The 22,424-nt window shown below is 63.8% G+C and carries 22 protein-coding genes; 5 read left to right on the forward strand and 17 right to left on the reverse strand.

The window, feature by feature from the left end:
• Positions 1-86 precede the first annotated feature (86 nt).
• A complete protein-coding gene (locus tag IVA98_RS18870; RefSeq protein ID WP_247355311.1) occupies positions 87-449 on the reverse strand; it encodes a hypothetical protein in 363 nt (120 codons plus the stop codon).
• A gap of 43 nt (positions 450-492) precedes the next feature.
• On the opposite strand from IVA98_RS18870, the gene IVA98_RS36985 reads away from it, so the two are divergent.
• Entirely contained in the window at positions 493-615 is a 123-nt protein-coding gene (locus IVA98_RS36985) for a hypothetical protein (protein ID WP_256468173.1), read from the forward strand.
• A gap of 562 nt (positions 616-1,177) precedes the next feature.
• Here the strand turns inward: IVA98_RS36985 and IVA98_RS18875 are convergent.
• Complete coding sequence (locus IVA98_RS18875; RefSeq protein WP_247304454.1) at positions 1,178-2,737, reverse strand: acyl-CoA carboxylase subunit beta; 1,560 nt, start codon at positions 2,735-2,737, stop codon at positions 1,178-1,180.
• Positions 2,667-3,641 (reverse strand): IclR family transcriptional regulator, encoded by a 975-nt coding sequence (locus IVA98_RS18880; RefSeq protein WP_247304456.1) that lies wholly within the window; start codon positions 3,639-3,641, stop codon positions 2,667-2,669. The genes IVA98_RS18875 and IVA98_RS18880 overlap by 71 nt, the downstream gene beginning before the upstream one ends.
• A gap of 94 nt (positions 3,642-3,735) precedes the next feature.
• On the opposite strand from IVA98_RS18880, the gene IVA98_RS18885 reads away from it, so the two are divergent.
• From IVA98_RS18885 to glsA, 4 genes are all read left to right on the forward strand, one after another.
• Positions 3,736-3,957 (forward strand): biotin/lipoyl-containing protein, encoded by a 222-nt coding sequence (locus IVA98_RS18885; protein WP_011086715.1) that lies wholly within the window; start codon positions 3,736-3,738, stop codon positions 3,955-3,957.
• A gap of 145 nt (positions 3,958-4,102) precedes the next feature.
• The gene (locus IVA98_RS18890) at positions 4,103-5,269 is read left to right on the forward strand and encodes a TAXI family TRAP transporter solute-binding subunit (protein WP_247304457.1); all 1,167 of its coding nucleotides are present in this window, start codon (positions 4,103-4,105) and stop codon (positions 5,267-5,269) included.
• Positions 5,270-5,278: 9 nt separating this feature from the next.
• Complete coding sequence (locus tag IVA98_RS18895) at positions 5,279-7,354, forward strand: TRAP transporter permease (protein ID WP_247332674.1); 2,076 nt, start codon at positions 5,279-5,281, stop codon at positions 7,352-7,354.
• A gap of 21 nt (positions 7,355-7,375) precedes the next feature.
• Positions 7,376-9,223 (forward strand): glutaminase A, encoded by a 1,848-nt coding sequence (glsA, locus tag IVA98_RS18900; RefSeq protein WP_247355312.1) that lies wholly within the window; start codon positions 7,376-7,378, stop codon positions 9,221-9,223.
• 54 nt (positions 9,224-9,277) lie between these two features.
• Here the strand turns inward: glsA and IVA98_RS18905 are convergent, their stop codons facing one another.
• The 14 genes from IVA98_RS18905 to IVA98_RS18970 form a co-directional block, all read right to left on the reverse strand.
• Entirely contained in the window at positions 9,278-9,580 is a 303-nt protein-coding gene (locus IVA98_RS18905) for a nucleoside triphosphate pyrophosphohydrolase family protein (protein WP_247276979.1), read from the reverse strand.
• A gap of 25 nt (positions 9,581-9,605) precedes the next feature.
• The gene (locus IVA98_RS18910; RefSeq protein WP_247304464.1) at positions 9,606-10,133 is read right to left on the reverse strand and encodes a carboxymuconolactone decarboxylase family protein; all 528 of its coding nucleotides are present in this window, start codon (positions 10,131-10,133) and stop codon (positions 9,606-9,608) included.
• Between the two features lie 619 nt (positions 10,134-10,752).
• The gene (locus IVA98_RS18915) at positions 10,753-11,112 is read right to left on the reverse strand and encodes a Zn-ribbon domain-containing OB-fold protein (RefSeq protein ID WP_247304466.1); all 360 of its coding nucleotides are present in this window, start codon (positions 11,110-11,112) and stop codon (positions 10,753-10,755) included.
• A complete protein-coding gene (locus IVA98_RS18920; RefSeq protein ID WP_247332679.1) occupies positions 11,109-12,245 on the reverse strand; it encodes a thiolase family protein in 1,137 nt (378 codons plus the stop codon). Before IVA98_RS18920 ends, IVA98_RS18915 begins: the two co-directional genes overlap by 4 nt.
• Positions 12,246-12,365: 120 nt before the next feature.
• The gene (locus tag IVA98_RS18925) at positions 12,366-13,565 is read right to left on the reverse strand and encodes a CaiB/BaiF CoA transferase family protein (RefSeq protein WP_247304468.1); all 1,200 of its coding nucleotides are present in this window, start codon (positions 13,563-13,565) and stop codon (positions 12,366-12,368) included.
• 123 nt (positions 13,566-13,688) lie between these two features.
• Positions 13,689-13,895 carry a hypothetical protein gene (locus IVA98_RS18930; protein WP_247276922.1) on the reverse strand — a complete coding sequence of 69 codons (207 nt, stop codon included), beginning with the start codon at positions 13,893-13,895 and terminating at the stop codon, positions 13,689-13,691.
• Between the two features lie 122 nt (positions 13,896-14,017).
• The gene (locus IVA98_RS18935) at positions 14,018-15,187 is read right to left on the reverse strand and encodes an acetyl-CoA acetyltransferase (protein ID WP_247304470.1); all 1,170 of its coding nucleotides are present in this window, start codon (positions 15,185-15,187) and stop codon (positions 14,018-14,020) included.
• A 59-nt stretch (positions 15,188-15,246) separates the two neighbouring features.
• Complete coding sequence (locus tag IVA98_RS18940) at positions 15,247-15,897, reverse strand: bifunctional 4-hydroxy-2-oxoglutarate aldolase/2-dehydro-3-deoxy-phosphogluconate aldolase (protein WP_247304472.1); 651 nt, start codon at positions 15,895-15,897, stop codon at positions 15,247-15,249.
• A gap of 16 nt (positions 15,898-15,913) precedes the next feature.
• Positions 15,914-16,900, reverse strand: coding sequence for a sugar kinase (locus tag IVA98_RS18945; protein ID WP_247304616.1), 987 nt, complete (start codon positions 16,898-16,900; stop codon positions 15,914-15,916).
• A 23-nt stretch (positions 16,901-16,923) separates the two neighbouring features.
• Positions 16,924-17,910 (reverse strand): D-erythronate dehydrogenase, encoded by a 987-nt coding sequence (gene denD / locus IVA98_RS18950; protein WP_247304474.1) that lies wholly within the window; start codon positions 17,908-17,910, stop codon positions 16,924-16,926.
• A 64-nt stretch (positions 17,911-17,974) separates the two neighbouring features.
• Positions 17,975-18,910 (reverse strand): carbohydrate ABC transporter permease, encoded by a 936-nt coding sequence (locus IVA98_RS18955; protein WP_247304476.1) that lies wholly within the window; start codon positions 18,908-18,910, stop codon positions 17,975-17,977.
• Entirely contained in the window at positions 18,903-19,820 is a 918-nt protein-coding gene (locus tag IVA98_RS18960; protein ID WP_524536390.1) for a carbohydrate ABC transporter permease, read from the reverse strand. The genes IVA98_RS18955 and IVA98_RS18960 overlap by 8 nt, the downstream gene beginning before the upstream one ends.
• 101 nt (positions 19,821-19,921) lie before the next feature.
• Positions 19,922-21,241 (reverse strand): ABC transporter substrate-binding protein, encoded by a 1,320-nt coding sequence (locus IVA98_RS18965; protein WP_247304480.1) that lies wholly within the window; start codon positions 21,239-21,241, stop codon positions 19,922-19,924.
• A 42-nt stretch (positions 21,242-21,283) separates the two neighbouring features.
• Entirely contained in the window at positions 21,284-22,351 is a 1,068-nt protein-coding gene (locus IVA98_RS18970) for an ABC transporter ATP-binding protein (RefSeq protein ID WP_247276915.1), read from the reverse strand.
• Between the last annotated feature and the right edge of the window lie 73 nt (positions 22,352-22,424).

The following is a 22,424-nucleotide window of genomic DNA, read 5'->3' on the forward strand; positions in this document are numbered from 1 at the left end:
CCCGGCGCCAATCATTGGTCCAGCATGGGCGGGTCGCAAAGGTGGCGCGCCCCGTCCACGATCTTGTGAGTGTAGTGTGCGCGTCCTCAAGCCATCGAACCGCCGCGCGGGTTGACGATCGTGTACCCTCGCAATGAACGCGCATGGATCCGCGTCGCGTGCCCGCCCGAGTTGGCGTCATAGGCCATCCAGACGTCGCCCCCGAGGTGCTGCTCCAGAACGAAAACGTGTCCTCGTCGTGCAGCAACCATTCCTGGTGCGGGCGATGTCCGCGGAAAGCGCAGCCAATTGGCCGCAAGATTCAATTCCGGCACGATACGGCCGAACACGCGCAGAGCCGCGCCGCAGCCGCAGAAGGACGAAGGGCAACCGGCCGGACGGCCACCGATAATGTGCGCGCCGGATACACCGGAGACGGTCGCCGTGGCGGCACCCTCTGCATCAGTCACTGTCAGTTGCGTCGAGCGGTAGGCTTGTAGAGAAGACCTGGAAATGAGTGAAGACCTGGAAATGAGTGAAGATCTGGAAGTCAGTGAGGACCTGGAAGTCCGCTCGTTTCGCGTTCTCGAATACGAGAAGTCGCAGGGCATGGTGACATTGCATTCAGCGGCTTGATGAATGCGATAAGGCCGGGCTTCCGAAGCGACAGAACCTAGAACAAGGAAGACGCACGCAGAAAATACTCGCTTGAACATTGCAGGACTCCAAATGAGAGACCCTGCCCCGGACAACGAGAAACCAATAACAGTTTGGCTGAAATGGGCCAAAAGAGCGGCTAAAAACGGCCGCATTGCGCGACACAACCTGCAATCGTCGTCGCCTAAACGTAGCGACTGAGATAATTAACTCGCAGCGCACGAATGCCCGCTCAGCAGGTCAAGCTTACGGCATGCAACCAAGTGCAGTCCGGAACTGGAGCGTTGCGGAGGCACTTGATTGGCCAACATCCGGTGCGCACCCTGCCGCTCACTGCATCATAGCTGCCCTGCACACCCTTGACGCGGCAGAGAGCCGGTGGGCCAGCACGGACCCCGCCGAGCCGCCGCGCCCCATAATGAAGTCATACACGATTGGCGCGTCCTCTCGTTCTTGCCCGGAAGCGTAGCGCGTCTTGTTTTGAGGTCACGCCATGGCTGCCGCGACAAGGTTGTCGCGCACTCGCGATGATGGCTGAACATCACGGCCTGATCGAAAAGTTCTCCGGCGGCCCTGGCTTGCGCAGCGGCTCGGCGAGGCGCGCGAACTCGCACAGCAGCGACCGCGTCTTTCTGGGATCGATGATCTCCTCGACCCAGAATTTTTCGGCAGAGCGGAACGGCGAACGCAGTTTGTTGAGGCGCGCCTCGATCTCCTTCAGCTTCCCGGCCTGGTCCTCGGCCGCGTCGATATCGGCGCGGTAGGCGGCTTCGATGCCGCCCTCGAGCGGGAGCGAACCCCAATAGGCGGACGGCCAGGCGTAGCGGATCGAGAAACGATCGGCGGGCTGATGCACGACGCCGGCCACGCCGAAGGCGTTGCGCAGGATCATTGTGCACCAGGGCACGGTGGTCTGGTTGACTGCGGCCATGGCGCGGACGCCGTGGCGGATGGTGGCCGCCTTCTCGGCGTCGAGGCCGATCATGAAGCCCGGGCAGTCCATGAGATAGACGATCGGCAGGTGGAAGGTCTCGGCGAAGTCGACCCAGCGCGCCACCTTCTGGCAGGCATCCGCCGTCCAGGAGCCGCCATAGTGAAAACTGTCGCTGGCGAGCAGCAGCACCGCCCTGCCCTCGAGCCGGGCAAGACCGACGATAACAGGCTTACCGAAATTCTTTGCGACCTCGAAGAACGAGCCCTTGTCGACCACGGCGTCGATGATCGGGCGCATCTTATAGACCTGCTTGCGGTTGCGCGGCACCGCGCTCAGCAGCGCTTCCTCGGCGCGTTCCGGATCGTCGGTGCACGGCAAGGTCGGCGGCAGTTCGTACACCGAGGACGGCAGATAGGACAGGAAACGCCGCGCGCAGGCAAACGCCTCCTCCTCGGTCTCGACCGCATGATCGACCGCACCGGCGCGGGTCTGGATGTCGGCGCCGCCAAGTTCTTCCTTCGAGAGGTCCTGCCCCAGCGCCTTCACCACCGGTGGGCCCGCAACGAACATCGCGGACTTTCGGGTCATGATGGAATAGTGGCTGGCGGCAAGACGCGCAGCACCGAGCCCCGCGACCGACCCGAGGCCGAGCGCGACGACCGGTACGCGCGACAAATTCTCCGTCGTGAAGCGATACCACCGCGTGCCACCGATGCCGCCCGGCAGATTGGCCGCGCCCTTGGTCTCGATGGTCTTGACCGAGCCGCCGCCGCCGGAGCCTTCGATGATGCGGATGATGGGCAGCCGGAAGTCGTGCGCCATTTCCTCCGCCATCAGCGGCTTGGCCGAGATCGACGCGTCCGCCGAGCCGCCGCGCACCGTGAAATCGTCGCCGACCACGACCACGGTGCGGCCGTCGACGCGTGCGCGACCGAACACGCAGTTCGCCGGCGTCAGCTTCTGCAACTCGCCGCTGGAATCGTACTCACCGATGCCGGAGACCGCACCGATTTCGTGAAAGCTGCCTTTGTCGATCAGTCCGCCGATTCGCTCCCGAACAGTCAGCCGGCCCTGGTCATGCTGTCGCTTGACCTTGTCAACGCCGCCCATCTCCCGCGCGAAGGCTTCGCGCCGGGCTAGCTCGTCGAGTTCCGGCTTCCAGTTCATTCACTCCCTCCGAGTTGATCGGCTTGTTGTTGTTATGCACGGCCATGGCGACCGGTCTACGCGAGATACGGTTGTTAAAGGCGTCGCCCTCCGCGCCCTCCATCAGGCTGCCGAGCGAGCGGCCGAGCGCGAGCATCAACGGGGCGACTTCGTCATGAAGCCGCTGCTCGTCATACATTGCGGCCAAAAGACCGATCGTGACGACCACGAAGGTCTGATACTGCGGCGACCAGATCGGCACAGCGAGTCCGTTGATGTGCGGGCTCCAGAGGCCGCAGGCCACGACATAGCCGCGCTCGCGCAGCGATTGCCGGTTGGCCTCGATGCGGGGTTTGAGAATCTTCGCAGCCTCGGGCGCTTCCCGCTCCATGTCCGCAATGAAGGCGTCGCCCATCTCGGGCGCCAGCGCCGCGGTGTAGGCCGCGCCCGCGGCGGTCGAAGCCATCGAGATGCGGCTGCCGGTGCCCTCGTGCAGGCCGAGTGCGGTCGCTGAGCGCGCGAACTGAAGATAAACAAGATGGAAACGATCGGGAACGACGAAGCCGACCGTGCCCGGAACCTGCTCGGCGACTTCCTGAAGCCGCTGGCGGATCATGCTGCGCAGCTGCGCGCCCTTCATCATCGAAGCGCTCATCGCCACCGCGCTCGGGCCGATGCGATATTTCTGGTCGCGCGGCAGATACACAAGCTGGCCCATGCGGGTCAGCGTGTGCGTGAGCCGCGACACCGTCGAGCGCGGCAGACCGCAGCGATTTGAAATCTCGAGATTGCCGAGCCTGCTATCGTGGCCCTCGAAGCATCGCAGCACGTCGAACGCGCGCGATACCACCTGGATGACATCACCCTCACCGGCATCGCCGGCGAGCGCACCTTGCCTACTCAACCGCTCCGAACGTCGTCCCATGATCCCTACCGTTTGTTCCGCTCTGCGGAATTAAATTCCACTTGCAGACGACGCTACCTCAGGCATTTTGCGACGACAACAAAAAGGCGATGGCATGCCAGAAATTAAAATCGTTACCGAAGTCGCGGGCCGTATCTGCGCGACTCCCGTGCAAGTTGGAGGAACCGTCGCGGATGGCGATGACGTTGTGGTCGTCGAAGCCATGAAAATGGAAATACCGGTGCCATCGCCCGCGAGCGGCACGATCACATCACTGTTGGTGAAGCTCGACGACGTCGTTGCCGAGGGACAAGCGATCGCGATCGTCGCAAGCTGAGTGCATGGGGCCGTCATTTCCGCGACAATCTGTCAGTCGCATTGCGGCATTCGCGAGACGGCGTTGCCATCGCCCGATCCCGGTGACATGATCCGATTCAAGCAAAAAGTTCTTCGCGGCAAACGCGAGGATGATGGAGGGAAACATGCTTCGTGGGCTGCTCGTGCTCGCGCCTGCCTTGGTGGCGGGCATTTCTTTTGCGTCTACACGCTACGCGTTCGCCGAGGACATCAAGCTGCCGGCGACATTGACGTTCACCGCCTATGACACCGGCACCGCCGGCTTCAACATCGCAGTCGGCGTCGGCAAGATGATGAAGGACAAATACGGCACCGACGTGCGCGTGCTCCCCGCCGGCAACGACGTCGCCCGCCTCGCGCCGCTCCGCGCCAAGCGTGCGGCCTCCGCGGCGATGGGATCTGGCACCTATTTCGCGCAGGAAGGCGTATTCGAGTTCGGATCGAAGGAATGGGGACCGCAGCCGCTCCAGATCCTGCTCTCAACCGTCGACTGCAATTGCGGCTCGCTCGGCGTCGCCGCCGACACCGGCGTGAAGGAGCTGAAAGATCTCAGGGGCAAGCGTGTCGGCTTCGTCGTCGGCTCGCCGGCGCTGAATCAGAACTCGCTCGCAGTGCTCGCCTTCGCAGGGCTGACGCAGAAGGATGTCAAGGTGGTCGAGTTCGCCAGCTACGGCGCGATGTGGAAAGGCCTGATCAACAACGACGTCGATGCTGCTTTCGGCACCACCATCACCGGTCCTGCCAAGGAAGCCGAGACTTCACCGCGCGGGCTGATCTGGCCGCCGCTCCCCGCCAAGGACAAGGAGGGCTGGGCGCGGATGCAGAAGGTCGGCTCGTTCTTCTTCCCGCAGCTTGCGACCTGCGGCGCCGGCATCTCGCCGGACAAGCCGGTCGAGCTCGGCAACTATCCCTACCCGATCTTCGTCGCCTATGCCTCGCAACCGGCCGATCAGGTCTATGCGATCACGAAGGCGATGATCGTGAACTACGACGTCTACAAGGATTCCGCGCCCGGCGCCGGCGGGCTTGCCGCCGACCGGCAAACCAAGAACTGGGTGGTGCCGGTGCATCCCGGCGCGGTGAAGGCGCTGAAGGAAGCCGGACAGTGGACCGACGCGCAGGAAACGCACAACAACAAGCTGATCAAGCGGCAAGAGGTGCTTGGCGCAGCGTGGGCGGAGTACGGCAAATCCAATCCGCCATCGGATGACAAGGCGTTCCTCGACGGCTGGATGAAGGCCCGCGCCGCTGCGCTCGCCAAGGCCGACATGCCGAACGGGTTCGAGGATTAGAACAGGATCATGTCTTCTACTTCAGTCTCCACCGGCCCGCAGGACGAGGCCAAGCGGATCGTGTTCGACGATCCGCACGGCGCTGCCGGCAACATGCAGGAGGCGGAGGTCACGCGCGTGCGCACGTTGCGCGGCGCCTGGCGCTGGACGTTAGTAGTCGCGACGGCGGCAACCATCCTGCTCTGCATCAACCAGCAATTCTCGCTGCGCTTCTTCGTCGGCTATACCCAGCTCAACACCGAATACTTTTATCTTCTGATAGGGTTGATGCTGCCGTTCACCTTCCTGATCTTCCCTGGGACTGAACGCGCGCCGCTCGACCGGATTCCCTGGTACGACCTCGTCCTGTTCGTCGCGACCTTCGCGGCGGCGCTGATGCTAATGTCGAATGTGCGCAAGGCGGCGGAGGCCGGCTGGGAGTTCGGTGGGGCGCCCAACGGCGTGATCGCGGCGGGCCTCGTGATGTGGGTGATGCTGATGGAGGCGCTGCGCCGCACCGGCGGCTGGAGCCTGCTGCTGAGCGTCCTGCCCTTCACCGTCTATCCGCTGTTCGCCGAGGCCGCCTGGCTCGGCCCGTTCCGCGGCACCCAATCGACGCTCGAGCAAGCAACCGCCTACCACGTGCTCTCCGGCGAGAGCCTGCTCGGCATTCCCATTCAGGCTTTCGCCGACACCGTGATCGGCTTCCTCGTGTTCGGCACCGCGCTGATGATGACGGGAGCAGGAAAATTCTTCATCAACCTCGCCTTCGCACTGTGCGGCACCTTCCGCGGCGGCGCGGCGAAAGTCTGCATCTTTGCCAGCGGCCTGCTCGGCATGATGTCGGGCTCGATCATCTCCAACGTGCTCACCGCCGGCACCATGACCATTCCTGTCATGAAGAAGAGCGGTTTTCGCGCGTCCTATGCCGGTGCGATCGAGGCCTGCGCCTCGACCGGCGCGGTGCTGGCGCCGCCGGTAATGGGCGCGACCGCTTTCGTGATCGCGCAGTTCCTCAATGTCAGCTACGCCGATGTCGCGGTCGCCGCGATCATTCCGGCGACGCTCTACTACATCGGCCTGTTCATGCAGGTCGACGCCTACGCGGCGCGCCACGGCCTGAAGGGGATTCCGCGCGCCGAGCTGCCCCGCATTATGGATACGATCAAGGACGGCTGGTACTACGTCTTCGTCATCGCACTTTTGGTCGTGATGCTGCTCTACTTCAAGCGCGAGAGCCACGCGCCGTTTTACGCTACCCCGCTACTGCTGGTGCTCAACCAGTTCTTCTCCAAGGACACGCGCTGGACGTTTGCGACCATCAGCAAGTTCCTCGAGATCAACGGCCGCACCTTCGTCGAGCTGGTCGGCATTCTCGCCGGCTGCGGCCTGCTGATCGGCGCGTTCTCGATGACCGGCGTGGTGTCGAGCCTTGCCAACGACCTCCTGCACATTGCCGGCGACAATGCCTTCCTGCTGCTCGGCATGTGCGCGCTGACCAGCCTGATCCTCGGCCTCGGCCTGACGACGACGGCCTGCTACATCTTCCTCGCCATCCTGGTCGCGCCCGCGCTGGAGAAGCTCGGGCTCAATCGCATGGCCGTACACATGTTCATCTTCTATTGGGGCATGCTGTCGTCGATCACGCCGCCGGTCGCCATCGCCTCGTTCGCGGCCGCCGGCATTGCCGGCTCGCCGGCGATGAAGACCGGGTGGGAATCCATGTGGGTCGGCAGCATCATCTATTTTCTGCCGTTCTTCTTCGTGCTCAATCCGGTGCTGGTGCTGCAAGGGCCGAGCCCGTACCTCGCCGGCCTCGGCCTGATGGGGCTTGCCGCGTTCGGCACGCTGTTCATCTGCGGCGGCATCCAGGGCTACCAGCCTTTCGTCGGCGACCTCCGCGGTGCCGGCGCGCTGGAATGGCCGATTCGCATGCTGCTCGTGATCGGCGGGTTCGTGGTCGCGACTCCCGGCGGCGGGATCATGCCGCTGTCGCAGATGCAGGTGACGCTGCTTGGTCTTGCGATCCTCGTGCCCACGACTTTGCTCGCGCTTCTCCTGGTTCGCCGGCACACCATCGTGCCGGACGGGTTGCGCGCGCCCTGATTGCGTTGCACAAGTGAGGCGATGAAGCCGCACTCGTCCGCCGCCTCCGCCTGGACCCGCTCGAAACCGCCCTTGCTGCGGTTTCTGGACAATTGCCTCAACGAATTCTCTGCCGAGACCTCGGGCAGCGTTGCCGACTACATCCCCGAGCTGAGCAAGGCCGACCCTGCCCATTTCGGCATCAGCCTTGCGACCCTGGACGGGCATGTCTACGAAGTCGGCGACAGCCGAATGCCCTTCACCATCCAGTCGATGTCAAAACCGTTCGTGTTCGCGCTGGCGCTGGACCTTTTGGGAGCAGGCAAGGTCGAAAGCGCGATCGGTGTCGAACCTTCCGGCGATCCCTTCAACTCGATCCGGCTCAATTCGGAGAACCATCCCTTCAACCCGATGGTCAATGCCGGCGCAATCGCCTGCACGGGGCTTATCCACGACAGCAGGGGCGCGGCCGCTTTCGAGCAGATCCGCCTTGCGCTCAGCCGTTTCGCCGGACGCGATCTCGCCGTCGATGAGGCCGTCTATGCTTCGGAAAGCCAGACCGGCGACCGCAACCGGGCCATCGGCTATCTCCTCAAGACCAACGCCGTGATCTCCGACGACGTCGCGGCCGTGCTCGACGTCTATTTCCGGCAATGCGCCGTGCTGGTCACGGCGCGCGACATCGCGGTGATGGCGGCCACGCTCGCCAATCGCGGCATCAATCCGGTCACCGGCGAGCAGGTGCTGACGTCCTACGCGATCTCGCGCACGCTCTCCGTGATGACCTCCTCGGGCATGTACGATTATGCCGGCGAATGGATCTACCGGATCGGCATTCCCGCCAAAAGCGGTGTCGGCGGCGGCATCCTCGCCGCACTCCCTGCCCGGCTCGGCCTCGGCAGCTATTCGCCCAAGCTCGACAAGCACGGCAACAGCGTGCGCGGCATCAAGGTTTGCGAGGCGCTGTCCTCGCATTACGATATGCACATGCTCAACCGCAGCGACGACGCGCGCAACGCCGTCATCGCCGATTACGATATCGGCAGGAGCCCGTCGCGACGCGTGCGCCGGCCCCAGGAGCGCGAGATTCTTTCCGCGCATGAGCAGGAGGTGCGGGTCATCGAGCTGGTCGGAACGCTGTCGCTGTCGGCCGTCGACTACGTCTCGCGCCGGCTTGCAGGCCGTCCGCGGCCGCAATTCGTGATCTTCGATCTGCACCGCGTCACCTCCACCACGCGCGCCGGAGCGCGGCTAATCGCCGAAGCGTTCGAAGAGCTCGCCGCACTCAACGTCACGGTGGTGCTGTCGGGCGTCAGGCGCGCCTCCAAGGAATGGGACAGCTTGCGGGAATGGACGGCGGAGCTGAAGAACGTCCGCGACTTCTACCTGCTCGACACCGCGATCGAATGGGCCGAAGACCAGATCGTCTACCGCTATGGCGGCTCGATCGACTTCCACGAGACCACCGAGCTTACCGAGCAACCGCTGCTCGCGGGGCTGAGCGAGGACGAGCTGAGCGATCTCGCCGCAATCTGCACCGTCAGGAGTTATCCGTCCGGCGCCAAAATCGTCAAAACCGGCGATCCCGCCGATGCCGTGTTCTTCCTGCGCAGCGGCGCGGTGCACGTCACGCTGCCCGATGGTGTCAGGCTGGCAACGCTCACCGCAGGCATGGCCTTTGGCGAGATGGCGCTGCTGGAACCAACGCGGTCCGCCGACGTATTCGCCGACATGGCGGCGACCGCGTTCGAAGTGGCCTTGAAGGATTTCGAGCGCTTCCGCGAGCAGCACCCGCGCGCCAGCGAGCGCATCATGCGCAATCTGGCGCAGCTATTGGCCGACCGTCTGATCGTGGCGAACGCGAAGGTGGATATTTTGACATCGACGTAGCGCTGGGCGAGGTTCTTCGCCTCTCCGCGACCGGGAGAGGTGATCCGAACCGGCTCAGCGGCTCGCGGCCTCGCTTAGGCGCCGGTTGATCCTGGCTGCGCTCGCCTTGAGCACGTCGGATGGCTGCTGGCCAGTGGCCGCACACAGGCACGCCCAGTAGTAGACGACATCGCCGAGTTCATCGACGAGACCCGCCTGATCCAGCCAGCCGTCGCGGAGCAGCTTCTTGATGTGATCGGCGACCTCGCCGGCTTCGCCGGCAAGGCCAAGGCCGAGATAGGACAGCCGCTCGTTGGACGGATGCTCTTCGACTTTCCCAATGCGCGCGGCCCAGGCCGCATATTCATCGATCGTCATCGGCATCCCTCGCCGCTCCTAAGAATCAGCCCACCACTTCCGTGACCGGCTGAAGATCGATCTCGAAGGTCTCCAAAAACTTTGACGTCATGATGTAGAAGCCGACCGAGAGCTGGAGCTCGATCAGCGCGGCCGGCGTCAGCTTCGACGCGATCGCCTTGAAGGTCGCGTCCGCGGGTTTGTTCAACTTCACGATCTCGTCCGTGAACGCGAGCGCGGCGCGCTGCACCTCGTTGAAGCAACTCGCGGCTTGCCAATTCTCAAGCGCCTCGTTCTGCTCGTCGGTGACCCCGACATTCTTGCCGATGCGCTTGTGCGCGACGATCTCGTACGGCGCCTCGCACAGAATACCGGTGCGTGTGATTGCAAGCTCGCGCACCACCGGATCGAGCTCACCCTTGTGGCGGATGGCGCCTCCCAAGCGGCAATACTGCTCGAAATAGCTCGGCGAGTGCGCCATCATGAGGAAAATGTTGGCGTTGCGGTTCTTGTCGAGGATTTCGCGGGTGCGGTCGGAGGCCTTCGACGGGTCGCTGTAATTGATGCGGGCCATGATTTTCCTGAAGTCTTCTCGGAGATTTTGATGCTTTTTGTCGTTGCCGGCGAGAGCTCCCCGAAACTCTATTCTTGCGCTGACGCAGGAGCAACATCATCGAGTCAAATTGCCGCCGCATTGCTGATCGACCTTGACACAGTCGATATTCGCCGCGTGGGGACAGATCGCGGCGGATACTCGTAAGTGGGGTGTTCCGAGTAAAACAATTGGCCGTCGGGTGCGCTAGCCGCACATCGATGAGTCACGCCCAAGTCTAGGGAGAAAAAGGCATGAAGGAAGCCATCAAGGGGGCGGCCTCGGGAGCGCTCGCGCATATGCTGGCGGTGACGGCCATGCTCGTCATCGCCAGCATCTTGTTCTACGGGCGTTAGAGCATGATCCGGAAAAGTGTGTAGCGGTTTTCCCTCGCGACAAACGCGGAAGGCGTTCGCGCGGAGATCATGCTCAAACAATAACCTAAAGCGCGATGACGATTTATCCTAATCTCATCGCGCTTTAGTCGGAGGTTTAGAGTTTTCGTCATTCCGGGGTGGCGCCTCGCACAGCGCCAGGCCCAGAATCCCGTTCCAGGCCCGGTCCTTTGGACCGCCCCCGAATGACGAATCCCGCTACTCTCTCATGCCTCTTTGGTGAAGAACGGCACGAGCTTTCCGGCAAAGAGCCTGAAGCTCGCGGTGACGGAATCGCCGATGGCCAGCCCGGCCTCGCCGTGCGCCATCAGGCGAAAACCCTCATCGCAATCGACCAGCAGGATGTTGTAGGGCACCTGCGCGCGCGTCTCGGGCGTTGCGGCGCGGCAGACCAGCGAGGTCGCGTAGACCCTGCCCTTGCCGCTGGCGCGCTCTTCGTGCGGATCGGACACGCCGCAGGCGGCGCAGAAGGCGCGGTGGAAATACTGCACATGGCCGCAGGCGGCGCAGGTTTGATAGGTGATAGCCTGTTCGCCCTTGGTCCAGTCGCCCAGACGCTCGCTCATCGCACCCGCTCCAGGAACATGCTCACATGGGACGACAGCACGCCGCCGTCGCCGTGCAAGAGCGCGATTGAGGCATCGCGCACCTGCCGATTCGCCGCCCGTCCCGTCATCTGCAGATGCGTCTCGACCAGATGCGCCATGGCGCCCCCGACGCCGCAATGGCCGTAGCTGAGCAGGCCGCCATGGGTGTTCAGCGGCATCGCGCCGTCGCGGTTGAAATGGCCCGATCGTACACGGGCTGCAGCCTCGCCGCGGCCGGCGAGGCCGAGGTCCTCCAGCAGCATCGCGAGCGTGATCGTAAAGCTGTCGTAGATGGCGGCGTAGCGCACGTCCGAGATCGCAAGGCCCGTCGCCTCCTTGGCGCGCGCGATCGATATTTCTGCGCCGAGTTCGCTGAGGCCGGGTGCGGCCGTGACATGCTGATGGGTGTGGGCCTGCGCGCAGCCACGGATGCGCACGCCCGCCTCCCCGGTCCGCTCGCCGCTGACGATGAATGCAGCGCCGCCGTCGGACACCGGACAGCAGTCGAGCAGCTTCAGCGGCATCGCCACCGGTTTCGAGGCCATGACGTCGGCGACCGTGATGGGATCATGGAATTGCGCGCCCGGATGGGTGCACGCATGCTTACGCATCAGCACCGCGAACTCGGCGAGATCCTCTTCGGTCACGCTGTATTCGTGCATGTAGCGGGTGGCGACCAGCCCATAATAGGCGGGAATTGTCGGGCCAAGCGGCACCTCGTAATCGGGATGGCCGACCTGCGCCAGCGCCTGGATCGCGGCGTCGCGGCTCTGGCCCGTAAGGCGGTTCTCGCCAGCGACCACGAGCACGTGGCGCGCGAGGCCTGCTTCGACGAGGTGATGTGCGAGCATCGTCATCGCGAGACCCGTGGCGCCGCCAACCTGGACGGCGTGGGCGTAAGCGGGGCGGATGCCAAAATGCTCGGCGAAGACGGTCGCCAGCATAATGTGCGGCGAAACGGTGGAGTAACCGCAGAGGATGCCATCGATCTCGGCGCGCTTCAGCCCGGCATCGTCGAGCGCAGCTTGCGCAGCCTTGCTCATCAGGTCGAGCGAGGATGAACCTTCGTGCTTGCCGTAAGGTGTGAGGCCGACGCCGGTGATGAAGCTCATGGGTCCTCTTCGTTATTTCCGGGCGTCCGAAGGGCCGAACCCGGAAGCTCGAGGATCCCGGGATCTCGCTTCGCGAGCCCCGGAATGATGGATGAGAGAGCCGTCGTCATCGTCGTTTCCCTACTCCGGCGCCGATCGCGTGACGCCGTCGCGGATCATGGCTGCGATCTCGTCGGCAGAATAGCCGATCTCGCGCAAAATCTCCGCGCCATGCTCGTTGAGCCGCGGCGCGAGCCGAACCGGCACCGCCTCCGTGTCCGACCAGGTGGCCGTCACCTTCATGCTGCGGATCGGCCCCTCGGTCGGATGGTTCACGACCGGGAAGAAATTCGTCGCTTCCAGGTGTGGATCGTGCAGGATCGATGCGAGGTCGTGCATCGGCATCACCGGCACGTCGGCCTTGGTCAGCAGGTCGATCCATTCGGCCGTGGTGCGCGTCTCAAAAATGCGCGCGAGCTCGGCATAGACGACGTCGATATTGGCAGCGCGGCCGGCGAAGGTTGCGAATTTGGGATCGGCGCGCAGATCGTCGCGCCCCGTCGCCTCAAAGAAGTTCTCCCACTGCTTGTCGTTGTAGACGATGACGCTGAGATAGCCGTCGGAAGTCTTGTAAGGCCTACGGTCGCGCGAGAGGTGGCGGGCGTAGCCGCCCTTGTCGAGCGGCGGCTCATAGGTGAGCCCGCCCATGTGATCGCCCATCACGAACCCGGCCATGGTTTCGAACATCGGGATGTCGACGCGCTGGCCGCGGCCGGTGCGGTCGCGATGCACGAGGCTGGCGCAGATCGCGCCCACCGCGGTGAGGCCGACGATGCGATCGACCAGCGCGTTGGGCACGTAGCGCGGGACGCCGTCGCCGGTCTGCGCCATCAGCGCCGGCAGCCCGGTCGCTCCTTGAATCAGATCGTCATAGGCGGGTTTTGCGGCATAGGGCCCGTCCTGGCCGAAGCCGAAAACGCCGGCATAGACGAGACGTGGATTGATCTCGGAAACGACATCGTAGCCGAGTTGAAGCCGCGCCATCGCCTGCGGCCGGACATTGTAGACGAGAACGTCGGCGCCCCGAAGCAACCGCAGCACGGCATCGCGCCCCGCAGGCTTCTTCAGATCGAGGCAGATCGAGCGCTTGCTGCGGTTGGTGTTGAGGAACACCGGGCCCATGCCGGCGTGCCGCATCGGGCCGATCAGCCGGGTGACGTCCCCGTCGAGCGATTCCACCTTGACGACGTCGGCGCCGTAGTCGCCGAGCATCTGGGTTGCATAAGGCCCCATCAGCACGGTGGTCATGTCGATGACCTTGATGCCCTTCAGCGGCCCCATCGCTTGCTCCCGATTGCCCAGGGCTCAAACGCCCTGCGATGTCGGTTCAGCTAACGGCAGCGCCGTCGCTCGCGCAAGGGCAACCGGCGTATGGCGGCATGCATCGCGCGGCGATATCGACCGCTATTTCTTCTGGCGGGATTCGCGGATCTTGATGAGACGGTCGAGTTCGTCGTTCTGCTGATTGATGCGGTCGGCGATCCGCGACTCGTTCTGCTCACCCGAGGCGGCAGCGGCCTGCTCGATGAGCTGGCGGATATTGTCCTCGAGGATAGCGATGCGATGGTTCAGTGCGTCCATCGACAGCGAGTCTTCGTAGTCATTGCTCATGATGCATTTCCCGCAAAGTCAATCAGGAGCCGTAGGGTGGGCAAAGCGTAGCATGCCCACCGTCATCTAGCGCAAGAAAACAGGTGGACGCATGGCGCCTTTGCCCACCTTCAGGACTGAGCTTACTTCAACGGCTCCAGCACGGAAACGTAATTGGCGACCGCCGCACCGCCCATGTTGAAGATCCCGCCGAGTTTTGCGTTCTTGAGCTGCATGCCCTCGGGCGCCTGTCCCGCGAGCTGCATCGCGGTCATCACATGCATGGAGACGCCGGTGGCGCCAATCGGATGGCCTTTGGCCTTCAGGCCGCCGGACGGATTGACCGGCAGCTTGCCGTCCTTCAGCGTCCAGCCCTCCTTGATCGCGCGAGCACCCTGCCCCTTCGGCGTCAGGCCCATCGCTTCGTACTCGATCAGCTCGGCGACCGTGAAACAGTCATGGGTCTCGACGAAGGAGAGATCGGAGAGCGTCACGCCCGCCTTTTCCAACGCGCGCTGCCACGCCACGGTGCAGCCCTCGAACTGGAGGATGTCGCGCTTGCTCATCGGCAGGAAGTCCTGGGCGTGTGCGGTGGCGCGGAAGCCGATCGACTTGCTCATGCTCTTGGCGGTCTCGGCATCGGCCAGCACCAGCGCCGCGGCGCCGTCGGAGACCAGGGAGCAGTCGGTGCGCTTCAGGGGACCGGCGACATAGGGGTTCTTCTCGCTCTCGGCGCGGCAAAAGTCGAAGCCAAAATCCTTGCGCATCTGGGCGAAGGGATTGGCGACGCCGTTCTTATGGTTCTTGGCCGCGATCAGCGCCAGCGCATCCGACTGGTCGCCGTATTTCTGGAAATAGGAGCTGGCAATCTTGCCGAATACGCCGGCGAAGCCGCCGACCGTGTCGCCGTCCTCGGGCAGGTAAGACGCCTTGAGCAGGTTCTTGCCGATCTCGGGCCCCGGCGTGCGCGTCATCTGCTCGACGCCGACGACCAGCACGATCTTGGCGGCGCCTGCGGCAATCGCGCGCAGGCCCTGGTGCACGGCGGCTGAGCCGGTTGCGCAGGCGTTCTCGACCCGGGTCGCCGGCTTGAAGCGCAGCTTCGGGTCGGCCTGAAGCACCAGCGAGGCGGTGAAATCCTGCGGCGAGAAGCCGGCGTTGAAATGGCCGAGCACGATCTCGTCGACATCGCCAGCCGAAATGCCGGCATCCGCCAGCGCCTCGTTGGCGACGCGCGTGACGAGGCTTTCAACGGTTTCGGTATCGAACTTGCCGAACGGCGTATGCGCCCATCCGACGATGCTGGCGGTCATGGTCATTTCTCCCTGGGGTCTCTTCCTGAGTTAAGTCTTAGCCCAGGGATGGCAAGACTTCACGCGGCTTTCAGGGCCTTGAGGGTACGCTGGCAGATGGCCGTTATGCCGGCCCAGTTCCCGGCCCTGATTTCGGCCGTCGGGCACAGCCAGGAACCGCCAACCGCGACCACATTGGGCTCGGCAAGCCAGGTCGCCGCATTGGCCTCACTGATGCCGCCGGTAGGGCAGAACCGCACGCTCGGGAAGGGCCCGCCGAGGGCGCGAAGGCCCTTGATGCCGCCGGCCTGCTCGGCCGGGAAGAATTTGGCGACGTCGAAGCCATGGGCCAGCGCCATCATCAGCTCGGAGGCGGTCGCGATGCCCGGCGCGAACGGCAGGGCGCTGTCGGCAGCGGCCTTCAGGAGGTCGGGGGTCAAGCCCGGGCTGATGCCGAACTTGACGCCGAGCTTTTCGACGCGGGTGAAGTCGGCCGCATTGAGAATTGTACCGATGCCGACGAGCGCCTCGGGGACCTCAGACATCATCGCCCTCGCTGCCTCGATCGCAACAGGAGTGCGCAGGGTCACCTCCAGCGTGCGGACGCCGCCGGCAACCAGCGCACGCGCCAGCGGCACCGCATCCTGGATACGATCGATGGTGAGGACGGGAATGACGGTCGCCGCCTTGAACAGCGCGACAAGGTGATTTTGTTGGGCACTCGTGGTCATCGTTGTGGTCGCTTCTTCACTTGGTCGCCTGGCGAGAGGCCGCCGGCCGGTGCCGCTTCTTCGGCGGCATGGCATAGCCCGGAATGATGGCGCCAGGATAGCAAATCACGAGGCTGGCGAGGCGATGCCCGGCCTGGGCGGCTTCGACCGGCTCCGATCCGGCGAGCCGGGCGGCGATATAGGCCGCGGCAAAGCTGTCGCCGGCAGCCGTGGTGTCCACCACCGGCTTGGTCATAGGCTCGGCGCGGACCTCGTCAGTGCCGCCGGGAAAGCGCAGGAGGCTCACCGGCTCGGCGAGGCGGAATACGAGTTCCGGAGAAGGGATGCGGGCGATCAGCTGCTCGTGGCTTTCGCCAGGATAGAGCGCGAGCAGGTCCTCGATCGAGGTCAGCACGATGTCGGCGGCCGCGAAGGCCGTGGCAAACACATCGCGCGCGACATCGCGGTCCGGCCAGCCGCGCGCGCGAAAATTGGTGTCGAACACGAAGCGGGTGCCGAGCAGGCGCGCGCGCTTGATCGCCGCGAACAGGCGCTCGCGTCCGGGCGCGTCGTAGATCGAGAGCGTGATCGCGGAGAGATAGACGATGTCGTAGCTCATCAGCGAGTTGAGCAGCTCGTCGGTCTCCGGCAAATTCATCAGCTGCCGCGCCGCCGCGCTGTCGCGCCAGTGGAAGAACTGGCGCTCGCCCTTTGCATCCAGCTGGATCATGTAGAGACCGGGCAGCTTGCCCGGCAACCGCACGACGCGCCGCGTGCCGACGCCCTCGGTAGTCCAGGCTGCGATCATCTCATCGCTTAGGGCATCATCGCCGAGCGCGGTGAGATAGTCGACCTTCACCTCGAGCCGCGCCAGGTACACCGCCGTGTTCAGGGTGTCGCCGCCGAAGCCGCGCGAGTACAGCCCGCCGCCCTGCCCTTGCGTCGCGGACGATCCGGTCGAATGTCCGCCCTGGGCCTGCCGGAGCTCGACCATGCATTCGCCGATGCAAGCAACGCTCGCCATCATATGACCCGCTCAGTGCGCGATCAGGCGACGAAATTGCCGCCGAGCTCGTCTTCGATGTGAATGCGGATGATGTCGTCGAAATTCTTCTCGGCGGTGGTGAAGCCGAGCTCGCGCGCGCGCTTCGCATCGAAATTGCGCGGCCAGCCGCCGACGATGCCGACGATGAAGGGATCGGGCTCGTGCTTGATGCGCGCGGCGACCTTCTCGCCCGCAACGCGCTTCAAGGCCGCGATCTGCTCGCCGACTGTCGCCGACAGGCCCGGCATGGTCAGATTGCGGCGTGGGCCGACGGTGGCGAGATCCATGGTGCCGGCGTGGAGCAGGAAGCCGACCGCGGAGCGTGGCGTGGCGTGCCAGTGACGGACGTCCTCGGACACCGGGAGGATCGCTTCCTTGCCGGCGAGCGGCTCGCGCAGGATGTTGGAGAAGAAGCCCGATGCCGCCTTGTTCGGCAGGCCCGGGCGGATGCAGATGGTCGGCAGGCGGATGCCGATGCCGTCGAGGAAACCGCGGCGAGAATAATCAGCGAGCAGGAGTTCGCCGATCGCCTTTTGCGTGCCGTAGCTGAGCAGCGGTGTGTGGAAGAATTCGTCGCCGATCGCGTCCGGAAACGGCGCGCCGAACACCGCGATCGAGGACGTGAACACTACGCGCGGCCTGTAGCCACCGCCGACGAGGCGGATGGCATCGAGCAGCATCCGCGTGCCGTCGAGATTGATGCGGTAGCCCTTCTCGAAGTCGAGCTCGGCTTCGCCGGAGACGATCGCGGCAAGATGGAAGATCACATCGGGACGGCCGGCGATCAGCTTTTCGGCTGCGCCCGGCACGGCGAAATCGCCGGACACGGTCTCGACGGGGAAGCCGGCCTGCTCTGGCTTCTTCGGCTCGACCACGTCGTGCATGGTCAATTTCGTGATGTCGCTCTTGCCGAGCCGGCCGTCGCGCAGCAGCCGTTCACAGAGTTTGCGGCCGACCATGCCGGCGGCGCCCAGAACCAGAATGTGCAAGAGCCTACTCCTTCTTATTGGCCGGAGCGCGCCGCTCCCAACGCGCCCTCGGCAAGCCCCGCGATCATTCCTTCACGGCGCCGGTCATCGCCGACACATAATGCTCCACGAAGAAGGCGTAAAGGATGACGAGCGGCAGCGAGCCGGCCAATGCTCCCGCCATCAGCGAACCCCAGCGGTAGATGTCACCGTCGACGAACTCATTAACGATCGCGACCGGCACCGTCTTGTTGCTGGTCGACTGCAGGAACGTCAGGGCGTAAATGAACTCATTCCAGCACAGCGTGAAACAGAAGATAAAGGCCGAGATCAGGCCGGGGATTGCGAGCGGCACGACGATCTTGATCAGGATCTGCCAGCGGCTCGCTCCGTCGATCAGCGCGCATTCCTCGAGCTCGAAGGGGATGGTCTTGAAATAGCCCATCAACAGCCAGGTCGAGAACGGGATCAGTATCGTCGGATAGGTCAGGATGAGCGCCAGCGGCGAGTCGAAAAGGCCGTACTGATACACGACGGTGGCGAGCGGAATGAACAGGATCGACGGCGGCACGAGATAGGCGAGGAAGATCAGCCCCCCGACGAGATTGGCGCCCTTGTAGCGCAACCGCACGATCGCGTAGGCCGCGAACACCGATGCGATGATCGAGAGCACCGTGGCGCAGATCGCCACGTACATCGTGTTCCAGAGCCAGTACGGATAGTAGCTCTCGAACAGCAGCTTGTGGAAGTGCTTGAACGTCGGGTTCCAGGTCCAAAACGGATTGTACCTGTCGAGGTCAAGCAGCTGCTCGTCGGGCTTCACCGACGTCAGCGCCATCCAGTAGAACGGGAACAGCAGGACGACGACGATGATCGCCAGCGGCAGATAGAGCGTCACCAGTCGGCGCGGCACCGACTGCAGATAGCTCATGCCTTCGCTGTGATCATCCTTCGCGACTGTCGGCGCCGAGCCATGCAGCACGGCCTTGAGATCGATCCGCGAGGTGGGGAGATCAGTCATTGCTTTCCCCTTGCTGCCACTTGCGACGCTGCAAGCCGAACCAGGATACCATGATCGCAGCCAGCAGGAATGGAATCATGGCGCTTGAGATCGCGGCCCCCTCGCCCAGTTGCCCCGCGATGATCGCGCGCTGATAGGACAAGGTTGCCATCAGGTGGGTGGCGTTGACCGGGCCGCCGCGAGTCATCGCCCAGATCAGCTGGAAGTCAGTGAAAGTGAAGAGCACGGAGAAGGTCATCACGACAGCGATGATCGGCGTCAGCAGCGGATAGGTGATGTACCGGAAATTCTGCCAACGCGTGGCACCGTCGAGCGTTGCTGCTTCATACAGCGACGGCGAGACGGTCTGCAGGCCAGCGAGCAGCGTAATCGCCACGAACGGCACGCCGCGCCAGATATTGGCGAAGATCACGCAAATACGCGCCCAGGTCGTGTCGCCCAGGAAATTGATGTTCTGGCTGATCAGGCCGAGATGCTTCAGCGACCAGGAGATGATCGAGAATTGCGAGTCGAAGATCCACCAAAAGGCGAGTGCCGAGAGCACGGTCGGAACGATGAAGGGGATGAGCACCATCGCGCGCAGCATCGCCTTGAAGGGCATGTGCTCGTTGAGCAGCAGCGCGAGATAGAGCCCGACCGCGAATTTGAGAGCGCTGGCGACAAAGGTGTAGAGCAGCGTATTGAACACCGAGAGCCAGAAGATCGAATCGTCCCAGAGCCACTCGTAGTTCTCGGTGCCGATGAAGTGCCCGACCCTGCCGATGCGCGTGTCCGTGAAGGACAGCCAGATGCCGAGTCCCAGCGGATAGGCCAGGAAGAAGATCAGGAACGCCATGGCCGGCACCATGAACCAGAAGCCGAGCCAATTGCGATTGTGTCTGAGCTGGGTCCAGGCGCTAGCCTCGCTCATCTGAGGCTTGGCCCGGGGAATTGCGACATCAGCCATGCCCGATATCCCTGATCGAAATGTTGACGAGCGGGCGGCCGGACGGCCGCCCGCTCCGTGACCCCTCAGCGATAGATGCGCTTCAGCTGGCGCTCGGCTTCCGCCATCGCGCCCTTCGCATCCTTGGCGCCGGTGCAGTAATTGGCGAACATGTCGACCACGATGAAGTCGGCGATCGCAGTTGCCGCCTTCTCGCCGACGGTGCCGATGCCGGATGCCGGCAGCGTGCGCTTGGACGCCTGCGAGAACACGGCGTTCTTGGGATCCGCCGTCCAGACCGGCGCCGATTCATAGGCGTTCAACGTCTGCGTCAGATAGCCCTGCGCCCCCTCCAGCCACTTCTCGTAGTTCTCCTTCTCCAGCATGAAGGCGACGAACGCCTTCGCCGCATTCGGATATTTGGTGAAGTTGAAGGCGAGGATCGGCAGCGCCAGCTGCAGCTCGGTCGGCTTGCCGACCGGTCCGACCGGCCAGAGCGCGTGATAGGTGTCCTCAGCGAGTTCTTTCTTGCTCGGATCAGTCTTGGCAGCGACGTAGATCGAGATGCCGTTCGCCGTGCAATAGAGCTCGCCCGCGAGGAAGGCCTTGTTGTTGGATGAATCATTCCAGGACGCGGTGCCGGGGATGAAGGTGTCGTACAGCGCCTTGCAATATTCCAGCGCCTTCGCCGTCTCCGGCGAGTTGATGATGATCTTGTCGTTTTGGTCGACCGTGTAGGCGCCGTGCCCCCACAGAACCCAGTGCAGCCATGAGTTGCCGTCGCCCGAGGCGTGCCCGAGCGCAAAGCCGGCAGGCGTGTTGTTCGCCTTCAGCGCCTTGCACATCTCGAGGAAGCCGGGGAAGTCCTTCGGGAATTCCTTGAAGCCGGCCTTGTCGGTCGCCGACTTGCGGTAGGTCATGTAGCCGCCGTTGGTGGCCACGGGAATGCCGAGCCAGTCGTTGCCGAACTTGCAGGTCTTGGCCGCCGCATCGGTCCAGCCGCCATACTTCTTGCCGAGGTAATCGGCGACGTCGTTCATCTTCAGCACTTTGGTGGGAAACAGCTGCGGCAGCGTGTGCAAGCCCCAGGCGAGATCGAGCCCTGAGCCGGTATTGGCCGCAACCGATGCCTTCGGCTGCACGTCCTCGAAGGATTCGCTGAATACGTTCATCTCGGTGCCGGTCGCAGCCTTGAACGCCGCAACCATCGCGTTGAACGCATCGTCCTCCTGCGGCACGAAGCGCTTCCACCGCATCACGGTCAGCTTGGCACCGGGCTCCGCCTTCCACGGCGCGCTCTGCGCCCAGGCCTTGGCGAAATCGAACAGTGCCGGCCCAGTCAGCATGCCGGTCGCAGCCAGAGCCGTTCCGCCCTGAAGCAGAGTCCGGCGGGTAAAGTCTTGCATATCGTCCTCCCTGTGATGCTTTTTCTTGTCTTACGTCTTGCGCTAGGCGTTCAGGCGCTTGCCTGTGGCCTCGTCGAACAAATGCACCAGCGACGGGTCGGGCTTCAGCCGCACCTTGTCGCCCGGGTTGAACTGGTGGCGCTCGCGGAAGACCGCGACGACCTGCTCGCCGCCGACCTTGGCGAACACCTGCGTCTCCGAGCCGGTCGGCTCGACCACGATGATCTCCGCCTCGGCGCCGTCATCGGCGATGGTGAAATGCTCAGGCCGCACGCCATAGACGGCAGGACGGCCGTCCGACGCCGTCGGCGCCGTCTTGAGCGGCAGCTTGACACCGTTCGGCCCCTCGAAGGTGGCAACGCCGTTGACGCGCACATGACCTTTGAGGAAGTTCATGGCGGGCGAGCCGATGAAGCCGGCGACGAACTGGTTGTCGGGCTTGTCGTAGAGCTCGAGCGGCGTGCCCATCTGCTCGACGATGCCGTCATGCATGACGACGATCTTGTCGGCCATGGTCATGGCCTCGATCTGGTCGTGGGTGACGTAGACGGTCGTCGTCTTCAGCCGCTGGTGCAGCTCCTTGATCTCGGTGCGCATGGCGACGCGCAGCTTGGCGTCCAGGTTCGACAAGGGCTCGTCAAACAGGAACACCTGCGGATCGCGCACGATGGCGCGGCCCATGGCGACGCGCTGACGCTGGCCGCCCGAGAGCTGGCGCGGATAGCGATCGAGCAGCGGCGACAGCGCCAAGATCTCGGCGGCGCGCTTGACGCGCTTGTTGATCTCGTCCGAGCTGGCATTCCGCAGCTTCAATGAGAAGCCCATGTTCTCGGCCACCGTCATGTGCGGATAGAGCGCGTAGTTCTGGAACACCATCGCAATGTCCCGCTCCTTGGGCTGGACATTGTTGACGACGCGGTCGCCGATCGAGATCGTGCCGGAGGTGATGTTCTCGAGACCGGCGAGCATGCGCAGAAGCGTCGACTTGCCGCAGCCGGAGGGGCCGACCAGAACGACGAACTGGCCGTCCTCGATCGGAATGGTCACGCCGTGCAGGACTTCAAAATTGCCGAACGATTTCCGCACGTCGCGGATTTGCACAGACGACATCTAGCTCCCTCCTTGAAAGTCGACGACGCCCTTCGCGCCGCGACCGTCTTGCTTTTTCAGACTTTACCGAACC

It is taken from the genome of Bradyrhizobium sp. 160 (assembly GCF_023073735.1).
GTDB lineage: Bacteria > Pseudomonadota > Alphaproteobacteria > Rhizobiales > Xanthobacteraceae > Bradyrhizobium.

Excerpts from the sequence above, each read along its gene's own strand:
- IVA98_RS36985 (WP_256468173.1), top strand. The coding sequence starts at position 493 with ATGAGTGAAGACCTGGAAATGAGTGAAGATCTGGAAGTCAGTGAGGAC.
- IVA98_RS18875 (WP_247304454.1), bottom strand. The coding sequence starts at position 2,737 with ATGAACTGGAAGCCGGAACTCGACGAGCTAGCCCGGCGCGAAGCCTTC.
- IVA98_RS18880 (WP_247304456.1), bottom strand. The coding sequence starts at position 3,641 with ATGGGACGACGTTCGGAGCGGTTGAGTAGGCAAGGTGCGCTCGCCGGC.
- IVA98_RS18885 (WP_011086715.1), top strand. The coding sequence starts at position 3,736 with ATGCCAGAAATTAAAATCGTTACCGAAGTCGCGGGCCGTATCTGCGCG.
- IVA98_RS18890 (WP_247304457.1), top strand. The coding sequence starts at position 4,103 with ATGCTTCGTGGGCTGCTCGTGCTCGCGCCTGCCTTGGTGGCGGGCATT.
- IVA98_RS18895 (WP_247332674.1), top strand. The coding sequence starts at position 5,279 with ATGTCTTCTACTTCAGTCTCCACCGGCCCGCAGGACGAGGCCAAGCGG.
- glsA (WP_247355312.1), top strand. The coding sequence starts at position 7,376 with ATGAAGCCGCACTCGTCCGCCGCCTCCGCCTGGACCCGCTCGAAACCG.
- IVA98_RS18905 (WP_247276979.1), bottom strand. The coding sequence starts at position 9,580 with ATGACGATCGATGAATATGCGGCCTGGGCCGCGCGCATTGGGAAAGTC.
- IVA98_RS18910 (WP_247304464.1), bottom strand. The coding sequence starts at position 10,133 with ATGGCCCGCATCAATTACAGCGACCCGTCGAAGGCCTCCGACCGCACC.
- IVA98_RS18915 (WP_247304466.1), bottom strand. The coding sequence starts at position 11,112 with ATGAGCGAGCGTCTGGGCGACTGGACCAAGGGCGAACAGGCTATCACC.
- IVA98_RS18920 (WP_247332679.1), bottom strand. The coding sequence starts at position 12,245 with ATGAGCTTCATCACCGGCGTCGGCCTCACACCTTACGGCAAGCACGAA.
- IVA98_RS18925 (WP_247304468.1), bottom strand. The coding sequence starts at position 13,565 with ATGGGGCCGCTGAAGGGCATCAAGGTCATCGACATGACCACCGTGCTG.
- IVA98_RS18930 (WP_247276922.1), bottom strand. The coding sequence starts at position 13,895 with ATGAGCAATGACTACGAAGACTCGCTGTCGATGGACGCACTGAACCAT.
- IVA98_RS18935 (WP_247304470.1), bottom strand. The coding sequence starts at position 15,187 with ATGACCGCCAGCATCGTCGGATGGGCGCATACGCCGTTCGGCAAGTTC.
- IVA98_RS18940 (WP_247304472.1), bottom strand. The coding sequence starts at position 15,897 with ATGACCACGAGTGCCCAACAAAATCACCTTGTCGCGCTGTTCAAGGCG.
- IVA98_RS18945 (WP_247304616.1), bottom strand. The coding sequence starts at position 16,900 with ATGGCGAGCGTTGCTTGCATCGGCGAATGCATGGTCGAGCTCCGGCAG.
- IVA98_RS18955 (WP_247304476.1), bottom strand. The coding sequence starts at position 18,910 with ATGACTGATCTCCCCACCTCGCGGATCGATCTCAAGGCCGTGCTGCAT.
- IVA98_RS18960 (WP_524536390.1), bottom strand. The coding sequence starts at position 19,820 with ATGAGCGAGGCTAGCGCCTGGACCCAGCTCAGACACAATCGCAATTGG.
- IVA98_RS18965 (WP_247304480.1), bottom strand. The coding sequence starts at position 21,241 with ATGCAAGACTTTACCCGCCGGACTCTGCTTCAGGGCGGAACGGCTCTG.
- IVA98_RS18970 (WP_247276915.1), bottom strand. The coding sequence starts at position 22,351 with ATGTCGTCTGTGCAAATCCGCGACGTGCGGAAATCGTTCGGCAATTTT.